The following is a 19,589-nucleotide window of genomic DNA, read 5'->3' on the forward strand; positions in this document are numbered from 1 at the left end:
GTTAGTGATCTCCTTTTAGTAAATCGTATGTAATACACATCGGTTTTCCGCTTCTCGGATCGATACCAATCTCCGCGTCAATTCTAAAAACTTCTCGAAGAATGGTGGATTCAATGACTTCTTCCGATGAACCTGCTTTAATAACTTTCCCGTCTTTCATCGCAATCAAATAATCAGCGAAACGAGCTGCTTGATTCAAATCATGCAATACCATAATGATTGTTCGTTCTTGTTCAACATTCAGTTTCTGAAGTAGCTCAAGTACTTCAAGCTGATGGGCCATGTCCAAATAGGTCGTCGGCTCATCCAGGAAAATGATTTCCGTTTCTTGCGCGAGTGCCATTGCGATCCACACACGCTGACGTTGTCCTCCAGAAAGGGCATCGACTTGACGGTCGCGGAATGATTCGGTGTTCGTAACGGAAAGTGCCCAGCTAATGACATCGAAATCAGTTGCAGTTAAACGACCAAGTCCAGTCTGATAGGGGAAACGACCATAAGAAACGAGTTCTGCAACCGTCAGGCCACTCGCGGCTTCTTGCGTTTGTGGAAGAATTGCCATTTTCTTAGCGAGCGCTTTCGTCTTATGCTCAGCGATGTCACCCCCGTCCAATAGAACTTTCCCTGAATTTCTGGGAATCAGACGAGTCATTCCTTTTAAGAAAGTGGATTTCCCACAACCGTTCGCCCCGATGATCGCGGTTATCTTCTTATCCGGGATTGTAACAGATAGATCATCCACGATGATTTGTTCACCGTAAGCAATCTGTAATTTCTCAGTTGCCAAGCGTACCATTTGGAGCACTCCAATCTTTTTACACATAAATCATTGATAATGATTCTCATTATCGGTATAATGCTACTATAAAGAGTGATTACAAAGATGTCAAATATAAATTTAGGGGGATGAAGTATGTCTCAAGCAACACTTGTAGATGTCACAATTATTGGTGGAGGACCTGCGGGCCTGTATTCTGCTTTTTATAGTGGATTACGGGGGATGTCTGTTAAAATCATTGAATTCCAACCGGAGCTTGGTGGAAAACTTCACGTCTATCAAGAGAAAATGATTTGGGACATTGGTGGAGTTACACCAGCACCTGCCGCTGAAATGATTAACAAGTTGGTCGAACAAGGCACGACTTTCAACCCTGAAGTAATCCTGAATGAAAAAGTGATTGGAATCGAGAAAAATCTTCAAGAGAACTTTGTTATTACCACAGCTTCAGGAGCCAAACATTATAGTAAAACCGTGATCCTTGCTGTTGGCGGAGGGATTTTAAAACCGCAGAAGGTGGAAATCGAAGGAGCAGAGCGCTTTGAAGTGACAAATCTTCATTATACGGTAAAGTCGTTGCAGCATTTTGTAGGGAAGCGTGTCCTGATTTCAGGCGGTGGGAATGCTGCGATCGACTGGGCGAACGAGCTCGAACCCATTGCAAAACAAGTGATTCTTACGTATAGGAAATGTGATCTTAACGGTCATGAAGCGCAAGTTCAGCAACTTCTTCAGAGTAAAGTGGTGTGTCACTTCAACACGAGAATCGATAAACTCATTGCGTCAGATGATCATCATTCCATTGAAAAGGTGGAGTTGAAACACTGTCTGGAGGAGTCTGGATTGACACTTGAAATTGATGATGTAGTCATCAATCACGGTTATGAAGTAGATACTTCTTTAATAGGAGGAAGTGAAGCTAATCTTGATCTTACAAAGGATCATCGAATTGCCGGGACAGCGATGAGCGGCACTTCAGTTCCAGGAATCTTTGCAGCTGGAGATGTGTTATTCCACGAGAGCAAAGTGAACTTAATTGCAGGCGCTTTCCAAGATGCTGCGAATGCTGTAAACAGCGCGAAAATGTACTTGGATCCACAAGCGTCGCAAGGAGGTATGGTTAGCTCACACAATGAAATTTTCAAGGACAGAAACAAAAAACTTGTTCAGGAACTTATTGGCTAATACAGCATTCTAGAAAACAAAAAGAAGCAGAGATTTTTCTCTGCTTCTTTTTGTCGTTCTCAGCCTAAATAGTGTGCGATGAAAGAGAGGATCAGGATATGGAAAACCTGATCAGCCATAATTACAAGCCAGGCGGGTTGTCCGTCTTTCACGCCCATGACCATTCTTGCCCACCATAGTACAAAGTGTCTGCGATCCAAAATGACATGACTAAGAAAAATAATACTAATTGCCCAGAAAGGAATTGTTCCTGCGCCTATTAAAAGTGCAACACTTAAAACCGATGTATAAACAAAACAATGCAATAAGAGAGGTTCCCACTTCATTGTTTTTCCAGTTGCCATCCAACTTGTTTGAAGTAAATAATCTCCGACCAGATGACCTACTATCAAATATGAGAACAATGTCACGAAATAACCTCCGATTACCAATCCTTTTGTGAAATATAATGACTTTAGTTATGTTATTCTAGTAGTTTCATGCTACTATTATTGCAAAGAGATCGTAAAGTGACAACTGTTTTTTAGAAAGGATCCCCAAAAATGAAAAATTTGCTCGGACAAACGCCCCTGGATTCCAAGGATTTTCCACAATCGGATCAACTATTATCTACAATTTTTGAATATATGGGAAAAATGTCTACTGAAACTGATATTTCTAAAATGCTTCTTCTATTAGCGGACTTGGGAACAAAGCTTGTCCAGGCTGACCGATGCACCGTCTGGCTTCGTGAAACAGCGACACAAACCGTATGGACTGTTGCTGGTCATGGAGTGGAGCGGATTTCAATATCAGAGACAAGTGGCATTGTAGGTGAAAGTTTACAATCCGGAATACTAATCAGTGTAGAAGATGCTTATTTAGACGAGCGTTTTAATATAGAAGTCGACCGAGAAACGGGGTATCGAACGCGTTCAATGCTCTGTATTCCTTTTACAAACCAGGAAGGGAAGATAATTGGTGCATTTCAAGCTATCAATAAGATAGGAGACTCCCAATTTACAAGAAAAGATGAAACTCTGTTAACGTTTGCTTCAACTTATGCAGGGAAATCTCTCGACGCCTTCATTTTGCAAAACGAACTACTGGAAACTCAAAAAGAGATTATTGAGACGATGGGGGAAATCGGTGAAAGCCGTTCACAAGAAACTGGAAATCACGTGAGGCGGGTCGCGAAATACTCTTATAAACTAGCACTTCTCGCTGGTATACCTGAGTCACGTGCATTACTCCTAAGATACGCTTCTCCTATGCACGATATTGGAAAAGTCGCAACGCCTGATTCCATTCTGTTGAAGCCAGGGAAGTTAACGACAGAGGAATTTGAACATATGAAATTACACACAGTAGTCGGATACAATATCTTCCGAAACTCTGAGCGTGAATTGTTAAAAACAGCCGCCATCATTGCTTACCAACATCATGAAAGATGGGATGGGCAAGGGTATCCGAGAGGTATAAAAGAGGAACAGATTCATATATTTGGAAGGATTACTGCAGTGGCGGATGTGTTTGACGCTCTTGGGAGTGACCGTGTTTATAAAAATGCATGGCCACTGGAAAAAATCGTTTCATACTTAGAAGAACAACGTGGAAAACAGTTCGATCCAACACTTATCGACTTGTTTTTAAACCATTTAGATGAATTTGTCACAATTCGTGATAGCTATACTGATAGGGCGTGATAAGTGATGTCAAAGATAATTACATTTGAAGAAAGTCGCACATTCAACTTATCTCGTGAGTTAGTCTGGGCACTAGTTTCTGATACAAATAGATTGAACCGGTACATTGGCTTATTTTCAGTCGACTTTTCTCCTTTTACATCCAGAACACAACAGCTGATTCGTAAAGCTAAAGGCAAAGCCTACGGATTGGTGGAAGTTGAATGGGACGAACATGTTTTTGAATGGGTGCGTGAATCGTTCTACTCTGTTGAACGCGTCTATACCAAAGGTCCGGTCAAACGTGTCGAGTGGAAAGTAGCGCTTTCATCAAAGGGTGGACGCGAAACAACGGTTACACTTACTGGGGTGTTCGAGTATCACTCACTTTTAGGGCAAATCTCATTGAAAAAAGGCATCATTCCTCAGTTGCAGAAAACATTCTCGTACATTGAAGAAGCCTCTAAAACACAAGAACACATTCCTACAATACGAGAACTGAAGGAAATTAAAGTGAATGAACAGCTCATCTTGGATGCGGAGCACCATTTGAACGAATTATCATTGGAGCCCGAATTAGTAAGTGGACTGATTGAAACCATTCGGACAGAATCGGACGAGGCTGTGTCTTCCATTCAACCGTATCGCTGGGCACATGAGCATGGATTTACGAAACAGCAAGCCGTTCGACTTTTCTTATTTGCAAGTGAGGCAGGGGTATTGGATTATGAATGGAGCTTGATGTGCCCGAATTGTCGTGTTGCAAAAGATCATGCAGCCGTTTTAAAAGATGTAAAAAAGACCGTCCACTGTGACTTATGTGGCGTGGACTTTGAACTTGATTTTGATAACTACGTTGAAATGACCTTTCAAGTCAACGGATCACTTCGAAAAACGAATAAACAACTCTTCTGCATAAATGGCCCTACGAATTCTCCTCACACCATTGGACAATTTAGAATACCGCCACAAACGACGACGCACATACCATGGACTGTTACTCCGAGAGATATGCAGATAAGAGTGCTGAAACATAATTTCAAGATACCATTTACTCATGTTTCCGATGTGGAATCGGCTCAAATACATATTCACCCAACGGGTATTGTTGAACAAGTGCTCTCGCAAAGTCCTGACATTGCTATTGTGAATACAAGTGATGAAGAATTCATTGTGGCAATGGAAGAAACCAAGTGGGATGAATATGCACTGACTGCCAGAGAAGTCACGTCGCTTCAGCTTTTCAGAGATTTATTACCCGCAGAAGTACTTGCACCAGGTATGCAAATCGGTGTGGGCAAACTGACGATTCTTTTTACGGATTTGAAAGATTCCACCCAACTGTATGAACGGGTAGGGGATGCAAGCGCCTACAGTGATGTGCAAAAACATTTTACGACACTAGGTGCAATCATCCGTACTTATGAAGGAACGATCGTAAAAACAATTGGAGATTCAGTTATGGCGGCATTTTCCTCGAATGTACATGCACTTAACGCTGCGCTAGAAATTCAACTATCTGTTGCGGAACTAAATGGAACTCTTAATAATCCAGTCACCATTAAAATAGGATTGCATGAAGGTCCTGTAATAGCGGTAAATGCAAACGGAGTGCTGGACTATTTCGGGAGAACCGTGAATATGGCTGCACGTGTCCAACAACAGAGCACAGGTGGCGATATTGTATTGAAGAAGAAATTACTGGATGAAATGAAGATTGATTATGATATCGGAAAGATAGCCCGTTTTACAACGCAACTCCATGGTGTAGGTACTTCTGTCGAGCTTGTCCGAATAACTCCAATCCTTTATTAGATGAAAAAAAGAGCCCTAGTGGAGCTCTTTTTTTCGTTTCTACGTGTAAATGGTAGAGTAAAGGGGAAAAAAATAAGGAGAATAGTTAACGAATGGAGGAGGACGACCATGAAAAAGAATCCAATGCTACTGATGTTAGTTTTGACAGCTAGCTTGACTGCATGTGCACCGTCACCATCTGAAGGAGGGAATAAATCTACACATCAACAATCGGAAACTAGAAATCATGATGGTAGTGTGGAAGAAGAGAGTAAGGGAAGTGAACAAGAATCTGAACAAGAACAGTCGACAGATGGATCTCAATCATCCGATTCGAGCGACTCCACTGAGGATGCTGTCGACCAAGGGCAAAAGCAGATAGCAATCGAAACACTGAACAGCTTAGTTGAAGAGGGTAGGAAAGGGAAAGTTTATCGACTAACTGATCAGTTTTATGTAGGGAAAACTACACAAACGGATGTTTATAATGCAATTGGTAAACCTGAAAGGCAGGACACATTCGATCGATATAACGGTTCAATGGGCCAAGCTTCTTATGATCTAAGGTATAACGAAAAAGGTGTTTTAGTGGAAGCGAGATATTTAGGTACGAATGTCGAAAGACAAACCAATTTAGGCGGAATTACATCAGAGGATTTAGTGAAACAGATAGGTGAACCGGACGAAAAACATACTCTTAAAGAAACGAGTCAAATCAGCTATATTTATAAAATCGATGGCTATCAGTTACAGTTCATATTGAATGAAAAAGACACAGCTGATCACGTAAACTTATTACTTGATAAATGAAAAAACCATGCGGGACATACGCATGGTTTTGGGAATTCGGATTAAGACTTTAGACGATTGATAATCTCTCTGACGTAAAACATCGTGCGATCAGCTGCTTCTTCAGCTGAGGAAGTAATGCGATTGTTGAGGAAACTCATGAGCATCCCTTGCCAAATCAGAATCGTAACTTCGTTTAATGATTCAATCTTATCCTCATCCAGACAACCTTGGTCAACCGCTCTTCTTAAGATGGGATTCCCCCGTTTTACAACGTTTTGTTCAAGTAAACTCATTCGGATCTCTTCAGGAACATCGACAATGTCCGTTGGGTAAAATTCATAATACTTATCCAATAGATGATCTGGGTTCTCGCCTAGGTCTCGGATGAAAACAGAGTGAAAGATATCCGGTTGCTTGAACGAGTACTCACAAAAACATTCCCATGCGACCTCATATTGGTCCAATGAGTTGGACTCCTCATTCATCCGTCTAGTCACTTCAATCGTGTAGTCCTTCATCAACCGCATCGAAGAGAAAAAGAGTAAGTGTGAAAATTCATCGAAATAATTGTAAATTGTCGCACTGTTATAACCAGCTCGATCAGCGACTTTTCGTATAGTTACAGCACGTGCACCTTCTTCTTCAATTATTTCAGTTGCGGCCTCTACAAAGTACTTCCACATTCTACTTTTTTGGAGCTTTTTTTTATCCAAATAAAGCGCCTCACTTTTCTAATTATAGGTAATCATTGCATACTACCAGATCATCCCATTATACATGATGCTTGTTCTTGCCAATCTATTCTGATATTATAAACATGTTCACAAGATAATCATGATTATAAATTAAGAGTGAGAAATCTGCAAATTTATATAACCGCTTAGAAATTCTTTGAATTGTAAAAAATGCAATAATTGAAAGCGTTATCAAAGTTGCGATTGTGAAACATCAAAGGGGGATGGAGAATGCAGAAAACTAAAATAGATCCTTTCGTATTTTGGACGTCAATTATTTTCATTTTAATTGCAACCGTACTACTTGTGATATACAGAGCAAGTGCAGAACCAGTTCTGGACAACGTAATGACGTTCATAACATTCAAAATGGATTGGGCTTTCCAATTCCTTACTTTCGGTCTATTCGTATTTTTGATATGGCTTGCATTCAGTAAGTTCGGCCGTATTAAATTAGGAGAAGGAAAACCAGAGTTCAACAGTTTCAGTTGGGGTGCAATGTTGTTTACCGCTGGAATGGGGACAAGTATTATGTACTGGTCCATGATTGAACCAATTTCATACTATTCGGGTCCACCGTTTGGAATTGAACCAGGGACAAATGCAGCCGCAGAATGGTCGTTGACTTATGGCTTGTTCCATTGGGGAATTTCTGCGTGGTCACTCTATGCATTTCCATCTGTTGTCATTGCATACTCGTATTTTGTGAAGAAACGTCCTTCACTTAAAATCAGTACAGCATTGAGTGGAGCACTTGGTAAATATGCTGATGGTTGGGTCGCGAAATTGATTGACGTACTCGTCATCTGGAGTTTAGTGGGTGGTCTTGGAACTTCACTCGGGCTTGGTGTTCCAATGGTCTCTGCTGTCGTAGGCTCCATATTTTCTATAAAACCATCAATTGGATTAGACGCTGTTATCGTTACACTCATCACTATTATCTACTCAGCTAGTGCCTATTTAGGCTTGCAAAAAGGGATTCGGAGATTAAGTGATTTGAATATCTACTTAGCGATTGCCCTTGCACTCTTTGTTTTCATCGCTGGACCTACTTCGTTTATACTAACGTATTTCTCGAACAGTTTTGGAATGATGCTTCAAAACTTTACGTTCATGAGTTTCCATACAGATCCAATTGCCAAGGGAGGATTCCCTCAAGGATGGACTGTGTTCTATTGGGCTTGGTTCGCTGCTACAGCAATGTTTATGGGACTATTCGTCGCTCGAATTTCCAAAGGGCGTACGTTACGTGAACTGATCACTCACATGTTACTTTGGGGCTCCATCGGAGGATGGATTTATTTCATGGTCTTTGGTGGCTATTCGATGAATCTGCAGCTTCAAGGAATTACAGATGTCGCGAAAACACTATCTGAACAAGGAGGACCCGCCGCTATCGTCGATATCCTCCATTCATTGCCGCTAGATATACTTGTATTGCCGTTCTTTGTAATAGTGGGTGTAATTTTCTTATCCACATCCATGGACTCAGCAACGTATATTCTTGCCGCAGTTGCAACGAAAGAATTGCAACCGGGTGAGGATCCTGCAAGATGGCATCGCATGGTTTGGGGTGCTATATTGGCAATCCTATCGATATCTTTGTTATTAGTAGGAGGACTCCGAGTCATACAAACTTCTGCAGTGGTTGTTGCAGTTCCAATATTCGTCATCTATATATTACTTCTCGTCTCCCTGATCAGATGGTTGCGCGAAGATTTTCCTACAGAAACTCTAAACAAATAATTGGAGGAATTCCCTATGGTATTTAACGTTAGAGAAACAAATCGTACAATCCGGACTACGTTTCCGAAACAAACAAAAGAACTTTCAAATGTAATGATCCCACTTTCAGACGGTACGCAACTAGCAGCTCATATCTGGTTGCCTGTAGATGCAGAAACGACACCAGTACCTGCGGTGTTAGAGTACTTGCCCTATCGTAAAAATGAATTTACAGCGTTACGCGACTCCCTTCGTCACCCATACTTTGCAGGTCACGGATATGCGAGCATTCGGATCGATATCCGTGGAACTGGTGATTCTGACGGTATTTTGTATGATGAATACTTAAAACAAGAACAAGACGACGCGCTTGAAGTATTGGACTGGATTGCGAAACAACCTTGGTCAACAGGCAACGTCGGCATGATCGGTAAATCATGGGGTGGATTTAATGGACTGCAAATCGCTGCTCGCCAGCACCCAGCGCTAAAAGCCATTATTACATTGTGCTCAACAGATGACCGCTATGCAGATGACGTTCACTACAAAGGCGGAGCGATGCTCGCGTCCGATATGCTATGGTGGGCTTCTACCATGTTCGCATACAACGCTAGACCTCAATTCCCGGAAGTGCGTGGTGAATCGTGGAGTGAGAATTGGCTAGAACGAATGGAGTTAACTCCACCCTACGCAGAGGAATGGGTACGCCATCAGCGAAGGGATACTTACTGGAAACACGGTTCCGTCATTGAAAATTATGATGATATCAAGATACCGGTATTCGCAGTAGGTGGATGGGCAGATGGCTATACCAATGCAATCCCAAGATTATTGGCAGGTCTTAAAGGACCGAAAAAAGGCTTAATTGGCCCTTGGGCACACGAGTATCCTGAAATGGCTGTACCAGGTCCGCAAATCGGATTTTTACAAGAAGCAGTCCGTTGGTGGGATGAATGGCTTAAAGACGAACGTACGGGCATTATGGATGAGCCGATGGTTCGCGTTTACATGCAAGATAGCGTTCCTCCTCAAACGGAATACTTATATCGTCCGGGTCATTGGGTAGCAGAACATCAATGGCCACCAGCAAACATTGTTGAAAAGCACCTATTCGTAACAGGAAAAATGCTGGGAGATTCAGCTGAAGGGAAACAAGTCATCGTATCTTCCGTTCAACAACACGGCTTATACGCGGGTGTTTTCTGTCCTTTCGGTCAACCCGGAGATTTACCTGCTGACCAGCGAATCGAGAATGGAATGGCTGTGGTGTTCGATGCAGAACCCGTTGAAGAAGAACAGCCAATCCTCGGTGCACCTGAATTCCGTTGCAGAATTACATCTGATCAAAAGGCTGCCAATCTAGTAGTACGTCTGAACGATGTGGCACCGGATGGATCATCAACACGTGTCACGTGGGGTGTATTGAACTTAACGCACCGCGATAGCGACGAGCATCCAAGTTACTTAGAGCCAGGAAAACCATATGATGTGACGGTGAAGATGAATGTCATCGGTCATACATTGCAAAAAGGGCATCACTGGCAACTTGCGGTTTCACCAAACTACTGGCCGCACATTTGGCCATTCCCTGAAGCCGTCACGTTCTCATTGGATACAAGTGAAAAAACGCTACTCGTCTTGCCTTTAAGAGATCCGAAAGAGCTCGACAACACGCTTAAGCCTTTTGCGCAAGCGGAAACAGCGCCAGTATTGGAAAAAGATATTCTGCGTGAAGCAGGCCGTACGCGGGAAGTGAAGCAAGATGTAGCAACAGGAGTCTGGACGCTAAACGACTTCTCAGACGAAGGAAAGCGCAAGTTGCATTGCAACGGACTCGAATACGGAAGTACTAATCGCAATGTCTATACGATCAAAGAAAATGATCCACTCAGCGCACTGGTAGAATGCGATTGGACGTTAAGTGTCGGGAAGGATGACTGGCAGACATACCTCGAGACAAAGAGCACCATGTCGGCAGACGAAACCCATTATTATCTCATGAATGAATTGAAAGCATGGGAAAACGACAAAGAAGTGTTCTATAAGAAATGGGAAGAAAAAATTGAACGCGATTTCACTTAATGTGATGAATCATACAAATTAGTCTGTCGAGGGAATCTGCAAAAATAGATTCCCTCGACATTTTTTTATTTGGGATAACTTAATTGAGGAAAACGCTCAATATACCGAGAAAAGTGATCATAACCCAGAGAAAACGCTCATAAACTACGTTAATCTGATCATAAAGTTCCGCGGCAACAAGCCAAATTTATAAATCTCACAAACACGCGACCAATCCCACTCACTTTACAATCACAAACTTGATAATTGAGTTGTTTACACCCCCCACTTGGAAGGGAATACTCCCTACTAGAACCTGAAGGAGGTAGCATTATGACTCAACCAGCATCTATAGAACAATTTGTAAAACAAGCGTCACAATTGCAAGGGAATCACAAAACGCTGTACGTTAACCAATCCGATTACACATCCGAAGAAACGATTGTTACAGATGAGGACACAGCAGGTGGTGTAAATATGCAGGTGATCCGCGTACTGGCTTCTGCCGATTCACAAGCGGTCTATTGGGAAGAACCTTTTTACGATAGCGGTGAATTAGAGCAAGTTAATGTGGAACTAGAGTCTCTTCAATCCTTCACTCGTAACATCATCAGTTTGCCGGAGATGGAGGAAACGAAAACACAATTTGGAATTAAAAGTGATTCTATCCAAGAAGAAAAGGATCCGTCGTAACATGTCTTTTCTCACTCGCGACAAACTGCATCTTCGTTTATAATGAAGGATAGAAGGATTATAAGAATTGGTTCAGCCATATCATTTGGCTGACCTTTTTTTACGGGATGAAAGAAGTGATGTACATGAATCGAAATACGTTCGAGAAGACAGTGAAATGTGAATTGGCAGTAACAACGAGTGCTCGCAATGGGATTGAAAAAATCACCAAAGACGAACATTCTTTTTTCGCTATGCAAAAATCATTTGTCGTACATATTGAGAAGCGACCTGATAACCAGCAAGGTAACCAGGCGTTCTCATTCTTTTTTGATAATGAGGAAAATAAAAAACTTAGCGATCTTTTGGATGGTCGTGTTCCTGTACTAGAGTGTATCGTCAAAAATGATGGTTTCCTTGCTACTGGTTTCCATATTAGAGGTAAAAGAGAGCCTGTTTCAACAAATCGAAGACTACGGGCAAATCTCACATTCAAATTAGGGAAAAGCTCAGGACTCGCATTACCCATTGATTTTGCAACACTTTTACGTGAACTCCCTATTGCTGAAGAACGATCTGAATACGTAAAGAAGAGAATCGGAGGTTGGGAAGGTTATTTACGCATAATGGAAAAGAATGCCGATGTTGAAGACATTCATGCACGTGTTAAATCAGTCACGTTAAGTGATGATTTCAGACAAGCATCAATTTATGTAGATGGTTTGCCAGGAAAAGCATGGAAGAGCATTGCTGGGTTTTCAGCTAAGTTTGCAGGTCTGACTTATGATTTAGGCAATGTTGTCAATGGGGACAGGAGAACCAATCGTATTGAAATTGAGCTGAAGAGTGGTGCAGTTCAGAACGCCCGCAAAACAGGCTTCAATGGAAAAGAATACGAGTCCATCATTTTCAGTAATTTCGCGGAACTTAGCCAAGTTAGAAGGCTGCGGAGAGGATTCAAAGATTTGCAAGACGGTCTAGCGGCGAATGCAAACTTAGAGAAAATTTTGTTCGAAGAGAGACCTGTAGTCAAGATAACCAATCGTCGAGAGCCTCTCGAATTTGAAACGACTCTCAACGAATTCCAACAAGAAGCGGTAACGGGTGCGATGAACGCAAGCGATTTGTATGTCATTCAAGGGCCTCCAGGAACAGGTAAAACCACGGTCATATCTGAAATTTGCAATCAAGCGGTAAAAGCGGGTATGCGAACGTTAGTCGCTTCGCAAGCGAATTTAGCTGTAGACAATGCACTTGGAAGGCTTCTGAACAACTCAGAAATACGGATTTTACGTTACGGCAGGACAGAGAGTATTGAAGAAGAAGGCCGCAAATTCATCGAAGAAAACGTAGCAGAGCATTGGCGTACCCAAACAATAGAAGCTATGGAAGAACAGCTCGCTGCACATAGTCAATTGGAAACGACACTGCGCAAAGAGCAAACAGCCTTGCAAGAGAAAAATGATCAGCTCCTGAAGCAACATGAACTTCTTCATGAACAATTGAATGAATGGAATGACAACAAAGAAAAGCTTCGCGCAATTGAACTGCTACTTAAAGATATAGAACGTCAGAAACAAGAACAGCAACTAGCAATCACGAAAAACGAATCAGTGAATAAATCAGCAGCGTTAAAATTGAATGAAACAGATGGCGAAATCAACCGATTAGAGGAACTAACAACGGGTCATGATACGAGTGAAACTCTTGCTCAACTTCAACGGGAACAAAACCAATTGAAAGAACGGATTGACTTACTGAAAGCGAGTCAGTCCATATCAGAAATGGTTACTCAATTAGAAGCGTTGCAAACTTCCATAAATGAAGCGAATACAAAAACCGAGAGCTATCAAAATGCCATAAAACAGTTGGAATCTATCGGGAAATTAAATGATCTCAAAAACTTATTAGATGGTGTGCAATTCGTTCCTACACCAGAACTCGATCAAAAGATGACAGAGCTGATACGTCAAATTGATCGTATTCAAGATGTAGGAGGGGACGAGAGTTTTGTTGCATGGTCCGATACGGTTGCCCGTGTGGACAAAGCCATAAAAACCGTCACGAAAATCCTTGAGGATCATCAGTTCCATAATCGAATTCAGATACCAAAAGGCTTTAGAAATCGTCATTCCCTTCAATCCATTCACGAAACTGTTAGTCGGGTAGGGCGTTATTTAGTTCAACCTGAAGTGAAAAAGACACTAAGCACAACTTCTTTCTCTGTAGAATCCTATGACTGTTTGGAAAACTTAACAAAAGCTGTCGATCTGCTTCACGATCGAAAAAATTTCATATCTGCTTTTTTAGTCGAAGCGCAATCCACGACATTATTATTTGAAGAGATTAAAACGTACGTAAAAGATACTTTGAAAAATAGATATTCTTATGTTTCACATGAGAAGCAAGAGCTATCAGCACATTTCGTACAGCTACAAACACAGCTTGCCGAAGTCCAACAAATGAGCGAACAAGCAACATCGCTTGAAGCGATTTCTACACTTCTTAGTGAGGTGGAAGGTTCCTACGCAGCAATTTCTAAAAGAATTGAAGAAACACGTACATTAGATGAGACAGTGAAAACTGCAACACAAGAACTTGAGAATGCTCGTACCCAACATAAAACGTTAAAAGAAGAGATCCATTCCTACGAAACCATTGAAGCAAAGCATTGTAAGCAATTGAACGATATTGAGGAGAATCTTAACAGGTATAACTTACAAGTGGATTCATTAAGGAAGGTTTTACTAGAAGATCCATCACCTTTAATTACAGACAATGTAAAGTCGCAACATGAATTGAATACTCAGATGGAAGTCGTTGAAAAGCAGTTGACAAACGTACCAGCCATTCAATCGATTCAAACAAAATGGCATCGGATGCTATCGGAAGCAAGTCCTTATGATTTGGATGAAATTCGAAAACTTTATATAAAACATGCAAATGTCATCGGGACAACATGTGTTGCATCGGCACGTAAAGAATTTGCAGAAGAATATCCGATGTTTGACTTAGTCATTATAGACGAAGTGTCAAAAGCAACGCCACCGGAATTATTACTGCCAATGTTAAAAGGGAAAAAGATTATCCTCGTCGGGGATCATCATCAGTTACCGCCACTAGTAGGTCAAGAAACGATGGAAGAGTTCTTGGAAGAAATGCCTGATGATGAACAGAAAAAAGATATGGACCGTTTGCTGAAAGAATCGCTTTTTGAACGCTTGTTCAGAACGTTACCGAAACAGAACAAGACGATGCTTGGAATTCAATATCGAATGCACGAACGTATTATGAAATCAATCACACCGTTCTACAACGAAAATGGATACGAACTCCGTTGCGGGCTTCCTGATTCAGACGCAGCACGTGCCCATCACCTTGAAACGAGTAAAATCAGACCTGAAGATCATTTGCTGTGGATTGATCTACCGAATACACCGCAATTCTATGAAGCGAAACCTAAAGGCGGAACGAGTCGATACAATGAAAGTGAATTGGTAGCGATCCGTGAACAACTACAAGAGCTTGATCAGGCAACAGCGCGAGCCATCGAACTAGGTAAACTACCGAAAGATACTAAGAAGCAAGTCGGCGTCATCAGTTTCTACGGAGAACAAGTGAAGCGCATTAATCGGCTAATCCAAGAAGAGCTTGATACCGAAAATCTAACGTTCCGAACAGGTTCTGTCGATAAATTCCAAGGGATGGAAATGGACATCATCATTGTGAGTTTCGTTCGAAATCACGGAGAACCGAGTGGGGAAATTGGGTTTGCAAAAGACTACAGACGACTCAATGTTGCACTTTCTAGAGCGAAAGAATTGCTCATGATTGTCGGGAGTTCTGATATGTTCATCAATAAGCCGAAATCGAAAAAAACTCGGGACCTTTATCAACAGTTATTTGATGAAATTAGTAAGCAAGGTGGTATTCGTTCGCTGACTGAATCCATTACCAAATAAGAGGTGACCACTTCATATGCATGAATTAAAGCAAAGATTGAGAAATGAATTACAGCAATCTATAGATAACAGCATTCTTAGTGAACAGGCTTGGGCACTAACAACTTATAAACTTGCCGTCTCTTTTGAAACGATTACAAAAACAAAAATGGATGTTCTTATGAAAATGATGCTTATCTCTATGCAGGAACTTCCAATTGAACACCCGGATGAGCTTGCGCAAGTACTAGGCGTTGAATTATTATTTATTGAAGACCTTCTTTCGATGATGAAGGGTGCTGGGCTTGTTACGTACCATCACGGATGGGTTGTAACAAAAGAAGGCATTGAACAATTGAGCGCTGGAATGTTACTTCATGAAACGGAAAGTGATGAAGTGATTCTGCAGTACAGCGCAGTTCACAAGCATTTCATGGATATCGTAAATATAGTTGAGGAAGATCAAGATCTTGACGTATTTCGATATGAAGTAGAGACAGCTAACTGGAGGGTGGAAGAACTATCTGATGAGGAAGTGAAGAAACAGCTTGCGCCTCAAGTTGAGATAGAGAATACATTAGAAAAACAACGGATTGTTGCCAGCGTGACAAAGTTGAAGCAACTTGATGCGATACAAATTCCATGTCTCGAATTCCATGTTCACCACAAAAGTCAGGATTCGATCTATGCAAGAATATGGAACACACAAACTCAACAGTGGGACGAAACTCTGGAACAGCTCGTTATGTCGAAAGAACGTAATAGTTGGCGGCAGCGCTATATCCCCAAACAGGAGGAAACCATTCATGAAACGTGATGCAGCTTATTGGAAAGAGCATTTACACTTAGGAAGTCACCCCGAGGGAGGGAGTTATGTTAGTTCGTTTACAGCTAGTGAAACGATAGATACAGAGGCTGGGAAACGACCACTATTTACGAGTATTTACTTCATGCTCGCTGATGGTGAATTGTCACACTTCCACCAATTGAAGTCGGATGAGCTTTGGTATTATCATGATGGAAGTGCCATGACGGTACACATGATTTCTTCGGAAGGTGAATACTCAGAAGTCAAATTAGGCTTGAATATTGGTGCTGGGGAACATCCTCAGTTGCTCGTTCCAGCTGGGACCGTTTTTGGTTCATCACTAATAGAGAACGGTGAATACGCATTAGTAGGGTGTATGGTATCACCAGGATTCGATTTCGAAGACTTCAAACTGTTCACAGAAGATGAGTTAATCGTCAAGTTCCCTCAACATAGTGCTATCATTCAACAAATGACGCGATAAAAAAACGTTAGACCACGAGAATTATCGTGGCCTAACGTTTTTTGTTAGTTATTTGTTTTCTGGATTTTTCTGATTTCTAGCATCCTTATCTGTTGATGCCGAATTACTTGAATCAGATGAAAGAAAATCGTTTAACGCCTGTGTGTTTTCTTCGAAGTCAATTGCTAATACGGCTCCAACACCTGGAATTCGTTGGTCCTCATAAGAACCATCTACAGGTAATCTAATTGACTCAATTCCTGACTCCTTATTGCTCAGTAAGCCCTTACCAATCGAAATCATCGTTTTCTTATCGAGATTTGTATAGACATAACTATCTGCCATTCCGAGTAATTTCGGCAAGCTTAGAAGACTATGCAGACTGACTGCTTCATCCTTCAACTTTGCCAGTGCTTCTTGTTGTCGTTGGACTCGACCAAAATCACTTTGGCTATCGTGGCGGAATCGGACATATCCCAATAGTTCCTTACCGTGAAGACGTTGAAGGCCTGGTTCCAGTGTCATATTAATGCCGTGTGACATCTGATATGGAATGTCTACTTCTATCCCGTCAGGAGCTACGACGTCAACCATTTTAGGGAATCCTTCAAAATCAACCTCAGCATAATAGTGGATATCTATACCGAAATTTTCTTTTATTGTTTGGCGAACTAGTTCCGGACCACCGATAGAGTAGGCTGCATTCATTTTTTGTTTACCGTGCCCTGGGATTGCAACATATATATCGCGCATGATAGATACAGTTTTAAGTTCTTTGGTATCTTGGTTGTAATGACCTATCATAAGGGAATCAGATCGTCCTTCGTTATCATCGGGTCGTGCATCTGATCCTAAAAGAAGTATATTGATTTCCCCGTATTGGGGTTCAGGAGCATTAAAAAGATCTTCTTCTTCAGTATCAGGCTTCGCACCTGCAAGAGATTGTCCAGCTTTAAATTGGTCAAACCAAAAGTAGGTTACTCCGCCAATTAATAGGAATAATAGGAGTAGAACAATCCATAGTTTCTTCTTTTTTTTATGAGTTCTGCGATCAGAACGGTTCATAGTGCCACCACCTGTAGTTGGTACCGCATGAATGCGGTTTGTTGCTCAGTAAATAAGACGTATCTCGTTGTGAAATGTTTTCTGGAATTCAATTTTCATCTCTAACTAATGAAGCATACGATGGAATTCGTATTTTTGCAATACTTAAATGGGTCATATAGGAAAAGGGATTGCGATTGCATCAATCCATGTTGCTCGTTATAATAGCAACTAATAGAAACATGACTCACCTTAATTACGTAGGGTGTGACGGGTTGTCCTTGTCTTCTCCGTCAGACAGGACTTTTTTTGTTTGTTTTAAATTTTAACTCAAAATATGGATGAAGTGTAAAGGAGATGTAACATGTTTTTTATTGAAGCAAAACGAATTGTTACCGTTATTGTTGGTGCGTTATTATTAGCGGTATCCCTGAACTTATTTCTCATAAACGCGAATGTGTATGCGAGTGGTTTTGCAGGTATTGCCCAGTTGCTATCTAGTGTACTTTTAGATCACGGGGGAATCACTGTTTCTACGGGAGTGTTACTCTTAGTATTAAACGTTCCTGTGTTCATCCTTGGCTGGTTTAAAGTCGGGAAAGGGTTTACAATCTATAGTATTGTATCTGTTATTTTCACAACAATCTTCATGGGCATTCTGCCCGTCATGTCACTGTCAGACGATATCATTCTAAATGCAGTATTTGGTGGAGTTATCGGTGGAGTCGGCGTAGGTATTTCTCTTAAGTTAGGTGCTTCCACAGGAGGAATGGATATTGTTGCAATGGTATTGTCCCGCTTGCAGGATAAACCCATTGGAACGTACTTTTTACTTTTGAACGGCGTTATCATTGTCGCTGCAGGTTTCTTATATGAGCCGGAGAACGCTCTCTATACAATGGTTGCGCTTTACGTTTCAACTGCTGTAATTGACGCAATCCACACGCGTCACGAAAAAGTAACTGCAATGATCGTTACGAGAAAAGCAGATGAGTTGCAAGCGGCGATTCACAATAAGATGGTGCGAGGCATTACAATTATGCCAGCTAAGGGTGGTTATACCAAAGAAGAGAAAAGCATGTTATACCTGGTCATTACTAGATATGAATTGTATGATTTAGAGAAAATCATTAGTGAAGTTGATCCAAATGCTTTTGCAAATATTGTTCAAACTGTCGGGATCTTCGGTTTCTTCCGACGTGAAGGACAGTCAATCACATAATAAGGAAACACCCTGCTCACCATGGCAGGGTGTTTTTCTATTCTTTCTTAAGTTTTTTAGATTTACGATAAAGCTCTTTTAATGCTTGGCGTCTTTCACCATACGTTGAATAATCAGCTGAAAATTCCTCGCGGCCAGGAAGATGCGGTTGCTTTTTCTTTTTCTCACCATCGATATTTCGATCGGTCATTTGACAACCTCCTTTTAAAGAGTATGGGATCAGATATCATCTTTTAGTCACTAGATGAAGTGAAGTATCATACTTTATAGAGGGAAGGGAGTGGGTATTTTGGTAACAGTAACGTCCATTCAACTAGAAGGACATAGTTTTACAGCGGTTTCAGTTTCATTGCCCAAAACAACATTACTCACAGTTTCAAATGAAAGTGGCTACATTATGTGTGGAGCACTTGATGTTGGATTGCTCAATCGATTGCTAGCAGATCGTCGTATTATAGCTGGCCGAGCAACCGGTGTGAAAACAATTGAAGAGCTAATTGCAGCACCGCTTGAATCCGTCACACTTGAAGCTGAAGCATTAGGGATCAAAGTTGGTATGACAGGGGAACAAGCGTTGTTAAAGATGATCTAATAAAAAATTAAAGTTAACTTAGGAAATTCGGTATCATTCCGAGTTTCCTGTTTTGTTTTTGACACATAATCAAGATTAATGTGCGATAGCCGTTGGTTTTGGTTGCGATTCTTA

General features: G+C 41.3%; 17 protein-coding genes. 12 read left to right on the top strand and 5 right to left on the bottom strand.

The features are described 5' to 3' along the window. Window position 1: 1 nt before the first annotated feature. Complete coding sequence (locus ACRPI0_RS06190; protein ID WP_432355434.1) at window positions 2-796, bottom strand: ABC transporter ATP-binding protein; 795 nt, start codon at window positions 794-796, stop codon at window positions 2-4. A gap of 117 nt (window positions 797-913) precedes the next feature. Here ACRPI0_RS06190 and ACRPI0_RS06195 point away from each other — a divergent pair, with 117 nt between their 5' ends. Next, a complete protein-coding gene (locus tag ACRPI0_RS06195; protein ID WP_432355435.1) occupies window positions 914-1,963 on the top strand; it encodes an NAD(P)/FAD-dependent oxidoreductase in 1,050 nt (349 codons plus the stop codon). 59 nt (window positions 1,964-2,022) lie between these two features. On the opposite strand, the gene ACRPI0_RS06200 is transcribed toward ACRPI0_RS06195, so the two are convergent. Beyond that, window positions 2,023-2,373 (bottom strand): DUF3307 domain-containing protein, encoded by a 351-nt coding sequence (locus ACRPI0_RS06200; protein WP_432355436.1) that lies wholly within the window; start codon window positions 2,371-2,373, stop codon window positions 2,023-2,025. Between the two features lie 132 nt (window positions 2,374-2,505). Here ACRPI0_RS06200 and ACRPI0_RS06205 point away from each other — a divergent pair, with 132 nt between their 5' ends. The 3 genes from ACRPI0_RS06205 to ACRPI0_RS06215 all read left to right on the top strand — a co-directional run bounded on the left by ACRPI0_RS06205 (window position 2,506) and on the right by ACRPI0_RS06215 (window position 6,231). Beyond that, complete coding sequence (locus ACRPI0_RS06205) at window positions 2,506-3,648, top strand: HD domain-containing phosphohydrolase (protein ID WP_432355437.1); 1,143 nt, start codon at window positions 2,506-2,508, stop codon at window positions 3,646-3,648. Between the two features lie 6 nt (window positions 3,649-3,654). Next, on the top strand, window positions 3,655-5,442 hold the full coding sequence (locus ACRPI0_RS06210; RefSeq protein WP_432355438.1) for an adenylate/guanylate cyclase domain-containing protein: 1,788 nt from the start codon (window positions 3,655-3,657) through the stop codon (window positions 5,440-5,442). Window positions 5,443-5,550: 108 nt separating this feature from the next. Further along, window positions 5,551-6,231, top strand: a complete 681-nt coding sequence (locus tag ACRPI0_RS06215; RefSeq protein WP_432355440.1) for a YjgB family protein — start codon at window positions 5,551-5,553, stop codon at window positions 6,229-6,231. Window positions 6,232-6,272: 41 nt separating this feature from the next. On the opposite strand, the gene ACRPI0_RS06220 is transcribed toward ACRPI0_RS06215, so the two are convergent. After that, window positions 6,273-6,926, bottom strand: coding sequence for a TetR/AcrR family transcriptional regulator (locus ACRPI0_RS06220; protein WP_432355441.1), 654 nt, complete (start codon window positions 6,924-6,926; stop codon window positions 6,273-6,275). Window positions 6,927-7,178: 252 nt separating this feature from the next. On the opposite strand from ACRPI0_RS06220, the gene ACRPI0_RS06225 reads away from it, so the two are divergent. From ACRPI0_RS06225 to ACRPI0_RS06250, 6 genes are all read left to right on the top strand, one after another. After that, window positions 7,179-8,693 carry a BCCT family transporter gene (locus tag ACRPI0_RS06225; protein ID WP_432355443.1) on the top strand — a complete coding sequence of 505 codons (1,515 nt, stop codon included), beginning with the start codon at window positions 7,179-7,181 and terminating at the stop codon, window positions 8,691-8,693. A gap of 15 nt (window positions 8,694-8,708) precedes the next feature. Beyond that, window positions 8,709-10,754: a CocE/NonD family hydrolase gene (locus ACRPI0_RS06230; RefSeq protein ID WP_432355445.1), complete on the top strand. Its 2,046-nt coding sequence runs from the start codon at window positions 8,709-8,711 to the stop codon at window positions 10,752-10,754. A 312-nt stretch (window positions 10,755-11,066) separates the two neighbouring features. Next, on the top strand, window positions 11,067-11,426 hold the full coding sequence (locus ACRPI0_RS06235) for a hypothetical protein (protein WP_432355447.1): 360 nt from the start codon (window positions 11,067-11,069) through the stop codon (window positions 11,424-11,426). A 125-nt stretch (window positions 11,427-11,551) separates the two neighbouring features. Then, window positions 11,552-15,367, top strand: a complete 3,816-nt coding sequence (locus ACRPI0_RS06240; RefSeq protein WP_432355448.1) for an AAA domain-containing protein — start codon at window positions 11,552-11,554, stop codon at window positions 15,365-15,367. A gap of 16 nt (window positions 15,368-15,383) precedes the next feature. Beyond that, window positions 15,384-16,163: a hypothetical protein gene (locus ACRPI0_RS06245; RefSeq protein ID WP_432355449.1), complete on the top strand. Its 780-nt coding sequence runs from the start codon at window positions 15,384-15,386 to the stop codon at window positions 16,161-16,163. Beyond that, window positions 16,153-16,638 carry a cupin domain-containing protein gene (locus ACRPI0_RS06250; RefSeq protein WP_432355450.1) on the top strand — a complete coding sequence of 162 codons (486 nt, stop codon included), beginning with the start codon at window positions 16,153-16,155 and terminating at the stop codon, window positions 16,636-16,638. Before ACRPI0_RS06245 ends, ACRPI0_RS06250 begins: the two co-directional genes overlap by 11 nt. 48 nt (window positions 16,639-16,686) lie before the next feature. On the opposite strand, the gene ACRPI0_RS06255 is transcribed toward ACRPI0_RS06250, so the two are convergent. Beyond that, window positions 16,687-17,682, bottom strand: a complete 996-nt coding sequence (locus ACRPI0_RS06255; protein WP_432355451.1) for an LCP family protein — start codon at window positions 17,680-17,682, stop codon at window positions 16,687-16,689. Between the two features lie 343 nt (window positions 17,683-18,025). On the opposite strand from ACRPI0_RS06255, the gene ACRPI0_RS06260 reads away from it, so the two are divergent. Further along, window positions 18,026-18,883, top strand: coding sequence for a YitT family protein (locus ACRPI0_RS06260; RefSeq protein ID WP_432355452.1), 858 nt, complete (start codon window positions 18,026-18,028; stop codon window positions 18,881-18,883). A gap of 37 nt (window positions 18,884-18,920) precedes the next feature. Here the strand turns inward: ACRPI0_RS06260 and ACRPI0_RS06265 are convergent, their stop codons facing one another. Then, complete coding sequence (locus tag ACRPI0_RS06265; protein WP_432355453.1) at window positions 18,921-19,073, bottom strand: hypothetical protein; 153 nt, start codon at window positions 19,071-19,073, stop codon at window positions 18,921-18,923. A gap of 99 nt (window positions 19,074-19,172) precedes the next feature. Between ACRPI0_RS06265 and ACRPI0_RS06270 the strand changes: the two genes are divergently transcribed. Further along, window positions 19,173-19,475, top strand: a complete 303-nt coding sequence (locus ACRPI0_RS06270) for a YunC family protein (protein ID WP_432355455.1) — start codon at window positions 19,173-19,175, stop codon at window positions 19,473-19,475. Window positions 19,476-19,589 lie beyond the last annotated feature (114 nt).

Source organism: Sporosarcina sp. A2 (genome assembly GCF_050858885.1).
GTDB lineage: Bacteria > Bacillota > Bacilli > Bacillales_A > Planococcaceae > Sporosarcina.